Origin of the sequence: Roseateles sp. (assembly GCF_039929605.1) — a bacterium.
In the GTDB taxonomy this organism is placed as follows: domain Bacteria; phylum Pseudomonadota; class Gammaproteobacteria; order Burkholderiales; family Burkholderiaceae_C; genus Pelomonas.
The window spans coordinates 30,651-44,201 of sequence record NZ_JBDSQX010000091.1 but is presented as its reverse complement, the minus strand read 5'-3'; the positions used below and the strand labels follow the sequence as shown (position 1 = coordinate 44,201).

The following is a 13,551-nucleotide window of genomic DNA, read 5'->3' as shown; positions in this document are numbered from 1 at the left end:
CTTCCACGACATGGCCTACGGCGAGATCGCCGAGGTGGTGAGTTGCCCGCCCGAGACCGTGAAGACACGGATGTTTTATGCGCGGCGGCGCCTGCGCCTGCTGCTGGATGACCTGGCCGGTCATCGTGGAGAACTGTGATGAGTGTGGTGATCGCTATGGAACACGATGAGCATGTGGCCGTGCAGGCCCTGCTGCCCTGGTATGCGCGCGGTCAGCTGGACGATGCCGAGATGGGCGACGTGCAACGGCATCTGCTGCATTGCCAGGCGTGCCGCAACGAGCTGGCTGCGGAGCGGCCGATGCAGACGCTGTTGAACGCGGCCGGTTCACCTGTCGAAGGCGGCAATGCCCAAGCGGGGCTGGCCAGGCTGCATGCCCGCATGCAACCTGCGTCCAGGCCGGCCGGGCGGCGTTGGATGCCCTGGGCCCTGGGTGCCCAGGGCGCGGCGTGCGCGCTGCTGCTGGGCCTGTGGCTGCAGGCGCGCCAGGATGGGCCGGACTACCAAGGCCTGTCCGCCTCGGGCAGTGCGCCCGTGGTGGCCGACGCCCTCGTCATGTTCAAGCCAGGCACCAGCGAGCAGGCTCTGCGCGAGCTGCTGCGGGCGCAGGGCGCGAGCGTCGTCGCCGGCCCGACCGAGACCGGCGCCTGGCTGCTGCGCGTGGATGCCCGCGGCCTGGCGGTGCTGCGCGCGGCGCCCATCGTCACGCTGGCCGAGCCGCTGCAGCCGCAGCAACCGGGACAGTCACGATGAAGCGAAAGAGCTTCTGGCTGCACCTGCTGGTGCTGCTGGTCTGCTGCATCGCGGGGCGGCCGGCGGCGGCCCAGGCCGAGGAGGCGCAGCGCCAGGTGCTCGTCATGCTGCAGTTGCCCAAGGCCCACTACCGGCCCGACGGCAGCTATGCCGGCAACTACGGCGCGGGCGTGGGCCGGCAGTCGCGTCAGCAAGTGGCGCAAGACCTGGCCCGGCGCCACGGCCTGGAGATGCGCAGCGAATGGCCCATGCCGCTGGCCGGCGTGGACTGTTTCGTCATGCGGCTGCCTGAGGACGATCGGCGCACGTCCGCCGACGCCGCCCGCGCCGTTGCCGAGGACAGCCGCGTGGCCTGGGCGCAGCCCGTCGGCCTCTACCAAGCACAAGCTGAAACGCCGAGCAGCGCGCAGGAACCGCTCTACGCCGCCCAGCCGGCTGCGCAGCAATGGCGGCTGGCCGAGCTGCACAAGCTGGCCACCGGCCGTGGCGTGCGCGTGGCGGTGGTGGACAGCGGCGTCGAGGTCGGCCACCCCGATCTGGTCGGTCAGATCGCGTTCAACCAAAACTTCGTCGACGACCGCCCGCCGCCCGCTGAAGGGCACGGCACAGCAGTGGCCGGCATCATCGCAGCGCGGGCCGACAACGGCGTGGGCATCGCCGGCATAGCGCCCCACGCCAGGCTGCTGGCGCTGCGGGCCTGCTGGCAAACCAGCTCCGCTCAGACGCTGTGCACCGGCCTCGGTCTGGCCAAGGCCTTGTACGCGGCCCTGGAGCAGCGGGCCGACATCATCAACATGAGCCTGGGCGGGCCAGATGACCGGCTGCTGGGCCTGCTGCTCGACCAGGCCCAGGCGCGCGGCGCCAGCATCGTCGCGGCGCTGCCCAGTTCGGGCGGGCCGTTCCCTGCCAACCACCCCGGCGTGCTGGTCGTCGGCAGCGCGCCGCCGCTGCCCTCGGGGGCTCTCATTGCGCCCGGGCGCGACGTGCCGAGCACGCTGCCCGGCGGTGGCTGGGGGCTGGTAACGGGCTCTTCCTTCTCGGCCGCCCATGCGGCGGGGCTGCTGGCGCTGATGCGTGAACTGGGTGGCTCGCGCGCTGGCGGCGCGTTGTTGAAGGCAGCCTTCGTCACCGTGGGCCAGGACCGCATCGACAGCTGCGCGACGCTGGCCCGACAGGCCGGCAGCGCTGGCTCGATCTGCACACGGCTGGGGCAAACTGGCGACTGATGCCCCCCGCGCGCCCGGCCCGACTCGCCCTGCTCACCGTTCTGTTGCTCGCCGGCCCCGGCGCGGCGCGGGCCGACGTGGGCGCGACGCTGTCCCTGCAGAGCGACGCGCGCGAACGTGGCCTCTCCTACAGCGGCAACCGGCCAGGCGCTCAGCTCGGCCTGGCCTGGGACGGGGAGGGCGGCTGGTATGCCGGCGCCTCATTGACCCATGCTCGCTTCGAGCGGCGCGGCGGCGCGTCGCTGCGGGCCTACGGCGGCCGCGTTGTCGAACTGCGGCCCGGCTTGAATGCCGAGTTGGGCTTGCTCGCGCACCGCTTCGAGAACGTGTCGAGCTATGACTTCGTCGAGACCTACGCGGCCCTGCTGGGCGAGCGCTGGAACCTGCGTCTTTATGCCTCGCCTGATTACTACGGCAACGGCCAGCGCAGCCTCTACGGCGAGTTCAATCTGCACTGGCCGCTGGCTCAGGGCATCGCGGCCATTGGCCACATCGGGCTGCTGCACGGGTGGGGCCGGTCAAGCGTCGTTTACGGCGGGCCGCAAGACACCGCGCGGGTGGACGTGCGTGCCGGTGCGTCTCTTCAGTGGGGGGCAGGCAGCGAGATGCAGCTTGTCTGGGTCGCCGCCAGTCGTGGCGGGCCCTACATCTGGATCAATGCGACGCGCCGAAGCACGGCGGTGCTCAGCCTGACCACGGCCTTCTGATCAACTTTTTTCCTTTCGCTTGAACCACGGCGCTGCGTGCCGGCACTCATGCCGCAATGACAGCCACGAAAGGGCAGCGATGAAGTTCAAAACATGGGTGTGCGGTTCGCTTGCAGTCGCCGCGCTGATCGCGGGCTGCGGTGGCGGCGGCGGTGAGGGGCTGGATGCGAATGGCCGACCGATAGGAGAAGGTACCGACCCGAGCGGGCCGATGACAGCGAGCTTCAGCTCCATCCAGTCGCATGTCTTCACGCCCGTCTGCACGGCTTGCCATGCGGGCGCTTCGGCGCCGCGAGGCTTGCGGCTGGACGCGGCCAACAGCTACGCGATGCTGGTGGGCGTGGCCAGCGGCGGCGTGCCCGCGCTCAAGCGCGTTGCGCCGGGCGACGCGGACAACAGCTACCTCATCCACAAGCTGGAAGGCCACCAGGCTGTCGGTGCGCGCATGCCCCTGGGCGGGCCGTATCTGGACGCCCAGACGATTGCCCTGATTCGGCAGTGGATCAGCAATGGAGCGCAGCAGTGAGGGCCGCACGTCTGCTGCTGGGCCTGGCCCTTGCGCTGCTCGTCTCGGGCGCAGCGCGCGCCGAGCCCTATCTCGCCATCCGCAGTGGCATCAAATGCGTGGCCTGCCACGTGAACCCCACCGGTGGTGGCCTGCGCAACGCGGTTGGCAATGCCTTCGCCCAAGGCGGCATCCCGGCCAATGCGCTGCCGGATGCACTGCAGGGCTGGAACGGCTCGTTGTTTGACGACCGCCTGCGCCTGGGTGGCGACCTGCGCACCGCGACGACGCGCACCTCGGTGTCCGGTCGGCCGGCCACGAGTGTGGGCGGCACGGAGCAGATACGCCTGTACGCCGACGTGCAGCTCATCAAGGAGTACCTGGGCGTCTATCTGGACCAGCAGGTCGCACCGGGCAAGGCCGAGCGCCAGGAGGCCTACGTGCGCCTGTCGACGCCGGGCCTGGGCTGGTATGCCAAGGCCGGCCAGTTCTACCTGCCCTTCGGCTGGCGGCTGCAGGACAGCCTGGCCTTTGTCCGGCAGCTCAGCGGCGTGAGCATGACGGTGCCCGACAAGGGTCTGGAGCTGGGCCATGAAAGCGATGACTGGTCCATCCAGCTCGTGCGCAGCAACGGCCCCGGCAACAGCGGCGGCAACGGTCACCAGACGACGGCGCAGGCCATCTGGATGCAGCCCTGGGGTCGCGTCGGCGCTGCGGCGGCACAGGTCAAGGCGGCGGCCGGCAATCGCCAGGCTTATGGCCTCTTCGCCGGCACGACGACCGGGCCGGTGAGCTGGCTGGCCGAGATCGACCTGGTCAGCGACGGTGGCTATCCAGAAGGCAAGCGGCGCCAGCTCGCCACGCTGCTGGAGGCCAACTGGCTGGTGCAGCAAGGTCACAACCTGAAGCTCACCAGCGAGTACCTCGACCCCGACCGTCGTGTGGCCCACGACAACAAGGTGCGCTACAGCCTGATCTACGAGTACACGCCGATTGCCTTCGTGCAACTGCGCGCGGGCTACCGAAAGTTCGGCGGCATTCCGCAGAACGCGGTCGACAACCGGCGGCAGAGCTTTGTTGAGCTGCATGGACTCTTCTAGCGTCTTCGTCGAGCGGCGCAGCCAGTTGGCCGAGCCGCTGACGCGGCTGCCGCTGGCGACGCTCTACTTGACCGAGCGCTGCAACTCGCGCTGCGTGAGCTGCGACTACTGGCGGCATGGGCGGCGGGACGTCGACCTCGGCACCGTCGAGCGCCTGCTGCCGGGCCTGGCCGCGCTGGGGACGGAGACGGTCCTCGTCTCCGGTGGCGAACCCCTGTTGCACCCGCAATGGGCCGAGATCGCGGCGCGGTTGCGTGCGAGTGGTTTGAAGCTGTGGCTGCTGACTGCTGGCCTCGCGCTGGCCAAGCATGCCGCCGAGGTTGCGCGGCTGTTCGAGCAGGTCACCGTGTCCCTGGACGGCAGCACGGCCGCCAGCTATGCGGCCATTCGCGGCCTGGATGCCTTCGAGGCCGTTTGCACCGGCATCCGCGCTGCCGTGCGCGAGGGCGTGACGGTGGGCCTGCGCGTGACGGTGCAGCGCGGCAACGTCGGCGAGGTGGCAGGCCTCGTCGTGCTTGCCCATAAGCTGGGTGTGGCCGGCATCTCCTTCCTTGCGGCCGATGTGAGCCATGCCGAGGCCTTCGGCCGCCACGGCGCGAGGGTGGACGGCGTCGCGCTGGGCGCCGAGGACCTGCCGGTCCTGGCCGCCAGTCTCGACGCGCTGGAGTGCGAGCACGCCGCCGACTTCGCCAGCGGCTTCATCGCGGAGCCGCCCGCCAAGCTGCGCCGCATCGAGGCCCACTATCGGGCGCGACTCGGCCTGGGCGCGCCACCGCCGGTGCGTTGCAATGCGCCCGAGCATTCCGCCGTCATCGAGGCCGACGGCGGGGTGCGGCCCTGCTTCTTCATCGCCGGCACCGGCCGGGTGGGCGAGGCCGGCCTGGCGGAGAACCTGAACTCGCCCGCCCAGCGCCGGCTGCGCGCCGCCATCCGTGCCGGCGACCGACCCGAGTGCGCGCATTGCGTCTGCTCCAAATGGTTTTCCGCATGAGCGCCGCGACGGGCCGCCCCGAGCAAGCTCGCTCCCGCTTGGCGGGACAGGCCGCAGGCCGAAGGGTGCACCAGTGAGCAGCCTCGCCAACGAAGCGGCTTACGACCTCTGGGCCGAGGACTATCCACCGTTGCCGCACAACGCGCTGATGCGTGCCGAGCAGGCCGCGATGCTGGCGCTCATGCCCGACGTCACCGGCCGCCGCGCGCTGGACCTGGCTTGCGGCAGCGGGCGCTACGGCCTGCTGCTGCAGGAGCGAGGCGCGCGCTTCGTCGTCGGATGCGATCTCTCGGCCGGCATGCTGGCCCGCGCGCCGCTGGCCCATCGCGTGCGGGCCGACATGTCCAGGCTGCCCTTTGCGGCGGCCAGCTTCGACCTCGTCGTCAGCGGCCTGGCCGTCGGCCATGCGCCCAGTCTCGATGCCTGGATGGCCGAGGCCGCGCGCGTGCTCGCGGGGGGCGCAAGCCTGGTCTATTCCGACTTCCACCCCGATGCCACGCGGGCCGGCATGACGCGCAGCTTCACCGATGCCGACGGGCAGCGCCACGAGCTGCTGCATGCCCTGCACGACCCCAAGGCTCATCTCGCCGCCGCCTGGCGCGCCGGCCTCGTGCTGGAGGCGCGGCGTGAGGTGCGCGTCGGCCAGGAGCTGTGCGAAACCTTCACGGGCTCGGAGTCCTTTTACGCCCGCTGGCACGGCCTGGCCGTCGTCCTCGTCCTGCGGCTGTTCAAGCCATGAGATGCCAGCTTGTCAATGCGGTCGACAGCCGTGGCCAGGCAATGAGCCTGAGCCTGGCCGAAGGTTGCATCCGCGCGGAGCTTGCTGGTCAGCGGATCGACCTCGGCGGCGCTCGGCTGCTGCCTGGCCTCATCAATGCCCATGACCATCTGCATCTCAACGGCGCGCTGCCGCGGCTGAAGTTCCGCAGCGGCTATCGCAATGCCAGCGAGTGGATTGCCGACATCACGCCGCAGCTGTCAACCGACCCGGGTCTGCTGGCACACCGGCGGCAGCCGCGCGCTCTGCGCTTTCTCGCCGGTGGCCTGAAGAACCTGCTGAGCGGCGTGACGACGGTGCTCCACCACGACCCGCGTGACGCCGTGCTGGACGAGCCGGGTTTCCCGGTTGACGTGCCCGCGCCCGGCGGCTGGTCCCATTCCCTTGCGCTGGATGGTGACGAAGCGGTGCGCGCCTCGCACCAGGCCACACCGGCTGGCCGGCCCTGGATCGTCCACGCCGCCGAAGGCATAGACACCGCAGCGGCGCTCGAATTCGACCGACTCGAAGCCCTGGGCTGCATCGCGCCTGGCACGCTGCTCGTGCACGGCCTGGGCCTGAGTGCCGCGCAGCAGCGCCGATTGGTTGAGGCTGGCGCCGCCGTCGTCTGGTGCCCCGGCTCCAACCTGCACCTCTTCGGCCGCACGCTGGACCCGGAGTGGTTGTTCGCCCAGGGCCGGCTGGCCCTCGGCAGCGATTCGCGCATCAGCGGCGGGCGCGACCTGCTGGCCGAACTGGCGCTGGTGCGCGAGCTGACCCGCTGGAGCGAGGAGCGTCTTGAAGCCTGGGTCACGGAGGGCGCCGCCCGCCTGCTGGGCCTGACCGACCGCGGCCGGCTCGAGCCGGGCCTGCGCGCCGACCTGATCGCGCTGCCGCCCGGCCTGCCGCTGTCGCATGCGACGCGGGCCGATCTGCGCCTCGTCGTCGTGGGCGGGCGGCCGCTGTACGCCGACGCCGACCTGGGCGAGACCCTGGGCTTGACGCCGGTGCGCGTCGACGGCCGCCCGAAGGCCATCGCGCCGCATCTCCTCATCGCGGAGCCGGGGCTTGAGCTGTTGGCCGAGGAGGTACCGGCATGAAGCGCGTGCTGCTGATCAACCCGCGCATCACGTCCAACGCGCGCTTCCCGCTGGCCGTCATGCATCTGGCTGCGGCGCTCAAGAGCCGCTACGAGACACGCATCCTGGACGGCAATCTGGATCGCCATCTGCCCGAGACGGCGGCGGCCGCCGTGAAGGAGGGCGGCTACGCAGCGGTGGGCCTCTCCGTCATGGGTGGCCCGCAGTTGCCCGCAGCGCTCGCCGTGTCGCGAGCCATCCGCGCCGTGGCGCCCGAGCTGCCCATCGTCTGGGGCGGCTATTTCCCGACGCTGTGCTCGGACGCGGCGCTGAACAGCGACTGCGTCGACTACGCGCTGCGCGGCCAGGGCGAGCAGGGCTTCATGGAACTGCTGGATGCGCTCACCCAGGGGGGGGCCCTGGCAGACGTCGGCGGCCTGTCCTGGCGCCGTGATGGCGAGATCGTGCACAACGCCGACCGTGCCTTCTCGACGGCGCCGCTGCAATTGGAAGTCAGCTACAACGAGGTCGACGACCCGCAGCGCTACCTCGGCCCGACCTATCTCGGCCGCCGCACGACGGGCTACCAGGCTGCCTTGGGCTGCCGCTACCGCTGCAGTTTTTGCGGCGTCGCGGCGATGTTTCGTGGCAAGACGGCGCTGCCGGAAGCAGACCGGCTGGAGCGGGACTTGCGCCTGCTGCAGAGCCGCTTCGGTGCGGACTCGGTCAACTTCTACGACAACAACTTCTTCGACCGCCAGATCGACATGCAACCGCTGCTCGAAGTGCTGGCGCGCTTGCAGATGCCCTGGTGGTGTTTCGCCCGCGCCGATGCGCTGCTGGGGCTGTCCGACACCTCGTGGGCCCTGGTCAAGCGCAGCAGGCTGCGCATGGCCTACATCGGCGCCGAGTCCCCCAATGACGCCTTGCTGCGCGACATGCGCAAGGGCACGCGGTCGGACCAGACGCTGGCCGTCGTCGAGGCCTGCCGCCGTCACGGCGTGGTGCCCGAGCTGTCCTTCATGCTCGCGCCGCCGCAGGATCCTGAAGGCGAGACCGAGCGGACCTTCGCCTTCATACGCCAGATCAAGCGCCTGCACCCTGGCACCGAGGTGATGCTCTACGTGTACACGCCACTGCCGCCGCAGCGCCTGGGCGAAGGCCGCTGGACGCTGCGTGATCCGGCGCTGCCGCGCGACCTGGCCTTTCCCGACAGTGCCGACGGCTGGGCGCAGCCGCAATGGGTTGACTACTGGTGCCATCTCGATGCGCCCTGGCTCAGCCCTGCGCTGCGGCGGCGGATCAGCGACTTCCGCACCGTGCTGGGCTGCCGCTTCCCGACGCTGACCGACATCCGCGCGCCGCGCTGGCAGAAGGCCGCCCTGCGTGCCGCCTCTGCCTGGCGCTATCGGATGGCGCACTACGACAGCCCGCGCGAGCTGCGTTGGCTGGAGCGCGCGGTGAAGCTCTGGGACCCGCAATTGCATTCGCTCTGAAATGAAACTGTCCCTCGCCCAGTCTTGTAGCTCGGCCGATGCGCTGGGCCTGCGCCGCGTCGCGGCCGGCGAGGACTTGGTCGCGGCATGAACACGGTCGTCCTGTCAGGGGTCGCCAATTTCCGGCGCGCCTTCCTGGTCAACCTGGCTGCGTCGACCAGCGGCATCGTGATGCGCTTCGCACTGAGTCTGCTGCTCGCGCGGTTGCTGCAGCCCGCCGAGCTGGGGCTATACGCCCTGGGCTTGGCGGTCTTCAGTGTGGCCCAGCTTTTGCGCGATGCCGGCGTGTCGGCCTATATGCAGCGCGAACCCGATCTGACGCCCGCGCGCTTCTCGGCCTGCCTGGGGTTGCTGGCCAGCACCACGCTGGCCGGCACGCTGGCGTTGTGGTTGCTGGCCGAGCCCTTGGCAGGGCAGTTTGACCAGCCTGGGCTCGCGCAGCTGCTGCATGTGCTGTCGCTCGGTCTGCTGCTGTCCCCGTTTACCGCCGCGATGACCGGGCTTCAGTTGCGCTCGCTGGCGGCGGCCCCGATTGCCTTCGCGGCGCGAATCGGGATGCTCAGCCAAGCCGGCGTTGCGCTGCTGCTGTCGGCCAATGGCTGGGGCGCGCTGGGCCTGGCCTGGGCGCAGGTGACCACTGTGCTCGTCTGGAGTGTGGTCTATGTGCTCGTGCAAACCGAAGGCCGGAACTGGTGGCCGTCCTGGCGGGGCTGGGGCGGGGTGCTGCGCTTCGGACTCGGCACCACCCTCGTCGGCCTGGTGAACGGCTTCAATGGCGTGTTGCCGGACCTGCTCCTGAGCCAGTTCGGCTCGGCGCGCCAGGTGGGGCTGCTCGGGCGGGCAAGTGCCGCCGTCGGGCTGCTGCAGGCTGTGGTTGGGCATGCGCTGGGTTTCGGGGCGCTGCCGGTACTGGCCTCGCAGCATGCGCGCGGCCAGCCACTGGAGCCGGTGTTGCGCCGCGCGACGGCGCTGCTGACCGGCCTGGGCTGGCCGCTGCTCGCCTTGACGGTGATCTATCGCGAGCCGCTGGTGCATCTGCTCTACGGCCCAGCCTGGATGGATTGCACGCCGGCTGTGCTGCCACTGGCGCTGGCGGCGGCACTCGGGCAGGTCTTTGCCCAACTGGGCTACGCCTTGGCCGCCGTCGGTCGGCCGGCGCTGGCCGCCTGGCCGACGGGTGTGACGCTGGCTGCGCGCATCGGCCTGGGTCTGGCGCTCGTCGACGGGGGCCTTGCGTCGTTCGCCTGGGCCTTGTGTGCTGCGGCCTGTGCGGCGTTGCCGCTGCAGCTCTGGCTGGCCGCGCGGCATCTTGGCCAGCCGCCGCGCGCGCTGCTGGCGGCTGTGGGTGGCAGCGCGCTGGCAACCCTCGCCGCCGTCGCGGTGCCGTGGATGTTGGCGCCGCTGGCCTGGCTGGCGGCGCTCCGCTGGGCCCGCCACCCGCTGCTGGACGAGGCGCTTCAGCTGCTGGCGCGCCGCCGCGGCCGCCGAGTTTGATCGGGCGGGCGCATTGCGTGGTGACGGCGCCGAGGTCCGGCATGCAGTTCAACGGCCTGAGACAGGAAGCGCTGCCGCCGAAGGCCCTCGCGTTCATCCTCCAAACGTCGCATCACCGATGACATCCATGACTTGGCAGCCCGATACCCGGCAGATCGCCGACCCCTTTGGCGAACGCGCTCCGCTGGTGTTGCGACGCAGGCATCGCCTGCTCGGCGCCGACGTCGAGTTCCACAGCGACAGCGCCGAGCTTCTGGCCCTGGTGGACGCGGCCTATGCCGGCCTTCCGGCGCACGGCCCGGGAGGCGTGGCGCTGCAGGTCGAGCTGCGTCTGACGGAAGGCGATGCGGGCTTAGGCGCCGAGCCGCCCGAGCCCGGCATGCTGGGCGGTGCCGGCCTGCTTGGCGTGGCAATGGATGCGCACAACCTCGCGCTGGTGAATGTGGACGCCGGACGTGCCTTGGTGCAAGTCACGCGCGCGCTGCTGGCTTTCCCCTACCACCTCCGCTATGAGCTCATCGAGTTCGCCGTCTTCATCCTGGCTGCGCGCGCACGCGGCCTGCTCGGCCTGCATGCGGGCTGCGTCGGTCTGGGGCGCGCGGGCGCGTTGCTGATCGGCGCGAGCGGCGCGGGCAAGTCGACGCTTGCCTTGCAGGCCATGGCCCTGGGGCTGGATTTCCTGACCGAGGACGCCAGCTTCGTCGACCCACACGCGTTGCAGGCCAGAGGCATTGCCAACTTCCTGCACCTGCGCTTCGATGCGCTGCGCTGGATCGACGACAAGGCGCTGCGCGCGCGCGTCGAGGCCGCGCCGGTGATCCGGCGGCGCAGCGGAGTTGAAAAGTACGAGCTGAACCTGCGTGGCGGCTGGGCGCCGCTGGCGGCCGAGCCGCTGCAACTCGAGCATGTCGTGTTCGCATCACCCGAGCCGGCGGTTGGCAGCGAGTTGCTGAGGCCGCTGGATGTCGACGAGATGCTGCAGCGCCTGCACCTCAGCCAGCCCTATGCCGCCGGCCAGCCGGGCTGGGCGTCTTTTGTCGAGGGCTGTGCGCGGCTTTCTGGCTGGGAACTGCGGCGCGGCAGCCATCCACGGGCAGGGGCGCTTGCCTTGAAGGGCTTGTTCAGGGCATGACGGCGGTGCTCGTCGGGCCGAGGCTGTGTTGATCCGCTCGTCCAGCGCCACCGGCCCACCTCCTGCTGACGAAACGCTTCAGCTGGCGCGCCGTTGCATGACGAGCAGGAAATGATCGCCAAGCCCACGCAGCAGTGGCCAACCGGCTACGCGGCGATCCAGGCGCCACAGGAACCTGTGCATGCGAGGATGGCGTTCTGCCAGCCAGGTCAGATACGGGGGCGGCACGAAGATGCACAGGCCGCGTTGCTGCTCCAGTTCGAAATGCGGTTCAAAGGCGGCGAAGAATTCGGCGGGCGTGTAGTAGCGCGTCCAGATCGTGCGGCCGTTCATGCCGACAGCGACGGTGCCGCGAGCGAAGCGAACGCCAATGCGGCCCCAGCGGCGGCGGCGCGTGTAGTGAGCCATCTCCCAGGGGCAGTAGCGGCCAATGACGGTGAAGACGAGGCGGCCGCCGGGCTTCAGCAACCGGGCGCATTCGCGCGCGACCGTGTCGAGGTCGGGTACGCAATTCAGCGGACCGAGGTTGGAATAGGCCCCGTCGAAACTGGCGTCGCCTGCGAGGCGTTGCAACTCGTGCGCGCCGATGGCCAGGGCTTCGATGCGGTCAGACACGCCGGCCTCGGTGGCCCGGTCCCGCGTGCGCTCGACCATGCGCTCGGACCAGTCCGTCGCTGTCACCTGGTGTCCTTGGGACGCCAGGTGCACGGCGTCCAGCCCCGTGCCGCAACCCAGGTCGATGAGGCGGCTGCCGGGTGCGAAGCTGGCGTCGAGCCACCGCCACATTTCCGCACGCATGTCCTGGATGGCGGCGTTGTTGCCGCGTGGGCCGTCGTAGTCGGCGGCGACGCTGTCGAAGGCGTCGCGGGTGTCGTCCAGTTGAGTCTGCGCAGGCTGGCTGGTCATGGGCACGGGGAGGTGGACGGTTGACGTTCGCGGTTTTGCATAAGGCGGCGTTGCCGCAGCCCGCAAGGAGCCTGGCTCACGCGAAGTTGGCATGCGCCGGTTCGTAGGCCATGGCTCTGCGCAGCGAATACATCGTCGTCACTCGCGGTGGCGCTCCGAGCAGAAAGCGCAAAGCCTTCTGCCAGCGTGATTGGTCAACCCAGGGGGAGCTGGCAAAGGCGTGCACGTTCGCCGCCGCGCGGCGGCTCTGAGCCACAGCCTTACGCCCCGGGTGCAGGCGCAGGCGGGCGCATTGCAAGGCTTCGATGACGCCGTGGGACCATTCGATGCCAGGCAGCATCGGAACGCTGTATCTGGACATGGACACTTGGTCGAGCGGGTAGTGCAGGGCGGCGCGACGCAGGCGGGCGGGACAGGCCGCCAGGGCCGCAGCGCGCGCGCGTGCCAGCCTCTCATGCGGCCAGTGGCTCGGAAAAAGACGCTGTGCAAGCTCGAGCGGCGGCACCGCCCACCATGCCGGCAGGCCATCCGAGGCGGTGGTCAGCGCCTCGTCCCAGTCAGCCTGGCTCAGGCGCTCGGCCAGGGCCGCGATGTCATGCAGCTGGATGAGGCGGATGCCGCAACCGCAGAGATTGCCCGCCGCATGAAGAAGCAGATGCCGCATCAAGGCGGCCAGGCTGGGGTAGGCGTTCAACCCGGGTTGGGCGTCTGCCGGGAAGACCTGAGCGGTGATAGCCACCTCGCGCACCGGCAGCCTTTCATGCACCGCCGTGTGCAGTTCGATCTTGATCGGGTTGGCCTCGTGTTCGCCGAAGGCGGGGACGGCGAGCGCATCGAGCGGGAGGTAGTCCCGATGCTTCCACATCGTCACACCTTCGGCATAGCCTGCTTTCAGTACGAGTTGGTGAGTAGCGTCGAAGTCGCCCGGACGGGCCAGCAGGTCCACGTCACTTTGTGGCCGCTGCCCGGGTTCGTAGAGGCCAAGCGCGAGCAGGGCCGAACCTTTCATGGCCAACAGCGGCAGATTCGCTCGCCGAGAGGCTTCGTCCAGGCGCGTGAGCAGCGCGCGCACCTTGCGCTCGCGCAGCTTGCCTTGCTCCGCCTGTTCCTCCAGAAAGGCCTGCCAGTGTGGTGGCCCGGCCCAGCGCAGCCGATCAGCCAGCAACGCGGAGATCCCGTGCATCACCGACACGGCAATCGCCGTCCGCCATTCGAAATCGTTCCAATCGGGCGCGCGGTCTGTCCAATCGGGCGCGCGGTCTGTCGGACTCGCCAGTTCGGCAGCGAAGCGTTCGGTGGTCAGCCGTAGCGCGGCCCGCACCGTCGCTGCAGGCAGCAGCGGCAAATCAAATCTTTCCATGGCTTCTGGCCTTCCAATCATGAAGCGAACCTCTTTGCGCGGCCC

The 13,551-nt window shown here is 70.0% G+C and carries 13 protein-coding genes; 11 read left to right on the top strand and 2 right to left on the bottom strand.

The genetic code is table 11. The annotated features are described in order from the left end of the window. Nucleotides 1-138 precede the first annotated feature (138 nt). The 11 genes from ABIS05_RS12495 (at nt 139) to ABIS05_RS12445 (ending at nt 11,240) form a co-directional block, all read left to right on the top strand. On the top strand, nt 139-753 hold the full coding sequence (locus tag ABIS05_RS12495) for a zf-HC2 domain-containing protein (protein ID WP_348014290.1): 615 nt from the start codon (nt 139-141) through the stop codon (nt 751-753). Further along, nucleotides 750-1,979, top strand: coding sequence for a S8 family serine peptidase (locus ABIS05_RS12490; protein ID WP_348014289.1), 1,230 nt, complete (start codon nt 750-752; stop codon nt 1,977-1,979). Before ABIS05_RS12495 ends, ABIS05_RS12490 begins: the two co-directional genes overlap by 4 nt. Then, nucleotides 1,979-2,686: a TorF family putative porin gene (locus ABIS05_RS12485; protein WP_348014288.1), complete on the top strand. Its 708-nt coding sequence runs from the start codon at nt 1,979-1,981 to the stop codon at nt 2,684-2,686. The genes ABIS05_RS12490 and ABIS05_RS12485 overlap by 1 nt, the downstream gene beginning before the upstream one ends. Nucleotides 2,687-2,765: 79 nt before the next feature. Continuing rightward, entirely contained in the window at nt 2,766-3,212 is a 447-nt protein-coding gene (locus ABIS05_RS12480; RefSeq protein WP_348014287.1) for a hypothetical protein, read from the top strand. After that, nucleotides 3,209-4,291, top strand: a complete 1,083-nt coding sequence (locus ABIS05_RS12475) for a hypothetical protein (RefSeq protein ID WP_348014286.1) — start codon at nt 3,209-3,211, stop codon at nt 4,289-4,291. Before ABIS05_RS12480 ends, ABIS05_RS12475 begins: the two co-directional genes overlap by 4 nt. Then, nucleotides 4,278-5,282, top strand: coding sequence for a radical SAM protein (locus tag ABIS05_RS12470; protein WP_348014285.1), 1,005 nt, complete (start codon nt 4,278-4,280; stop codon nt 5,280-5,282). Before ABIS05_RS12475 ends, ABIS05_RS12470 begins: the two co-directional genes overlap by 14 nt. Nucleotides 5,283-5,355: 73 nt before the next feature. Next, nucleotides 5,356-6,021: a class I SAM-dependent methyltransferase gene (locus tag ABIS05_RS12465; RefSeq protein WP_348014284.1), complete on the top strand. Its 666-nt coding sequence runs from the start codon at nt 5,356-5,358 to the stop codon at nt 6,019-6,021. Then, a complete protein-coding gene (locus ABIS05_RS12460) occupies nt 6,018-7,139 on the top strand; it encodes an amidohydrolase family protein (RefSeq protein ID WP_348014283.1) in 1,122 nt (373 codons plus the stop codon). The genes ABIS05_RS12465 and ABIS05_RS12460 overlap by 4 nt, the downstream gene beginning before the upstream one ends. Beyond that, on the top strand, nt 7,136-8,614 hold the full coding sequence (locus tag ABIS05_RS12455; RefSeq protein WP_348014282.1) for a B12-binding domain-containing radical SAM protein: 1,479 nt from the start codon (nt 7,136-7,138) through the stop codon (nt 8,612-8,614). Before ABIS05_RS12460 ends, ABIS05_RS12455 begins: the two co-directional genes overlap by 4 nt. Before the next feature lie 87 nt (nt 8,615-8,701). Further along, complete coding sequence (locus ABIS05_RS12450) at nt 8,702-10,108, top strand: oligosaccharide flippase family protein (RefSeq protein ID WP_348014281.1); 1,407 nt, start codon at nt 8,702-8,704, stop codon at nt 10,106-10,108. Between the two features lie 127 nt (nt 10,109-10,235). Then, nucleotides 10,236-11,240, top strand: a complete 1,005-nt coding sequence (locus ABIS05_RS12445; protein WP_348014280.1) for a hypothetical protein — start codon at nt 10,236-10,238, stop codon at nt 11,238-11,240. Between the two features lie 78 nt (nt 11,241-11,318). On the opposite strand, the gene ABIS05_RS12440 is transcribed toward ABIS05_RS12445, so the two are convergent. Next, nucleotides 11,319-12,146, bottom strand: coding sequence for a class I SAM-dependent methyltransferase (locus ABIS05_RS12440; RefSeq protein WP_348014279.1), 828 nt, complete (start codon nt 12,144-12,146; stop codon nt 11,319-11,321). Nucleotides 12,147-12,222: 76 nt separating this feature from the next. Continuing rightward, the gene (locus ABIS05_RS12435; RefSeq protein ID WP_348014278.1) at nt 12,223-13,491 is read right to left on the bottom strand and encodes a nucleotidyltransferase family protein; all 1,269 of its coding nucleotides are present in this window, start codon (nt 13,489-13,491) and stop codon (nt 12,223-12,225) included. Between the last annotated feature and the right edge of the window lie 60 nt (nt 13,492-13,551).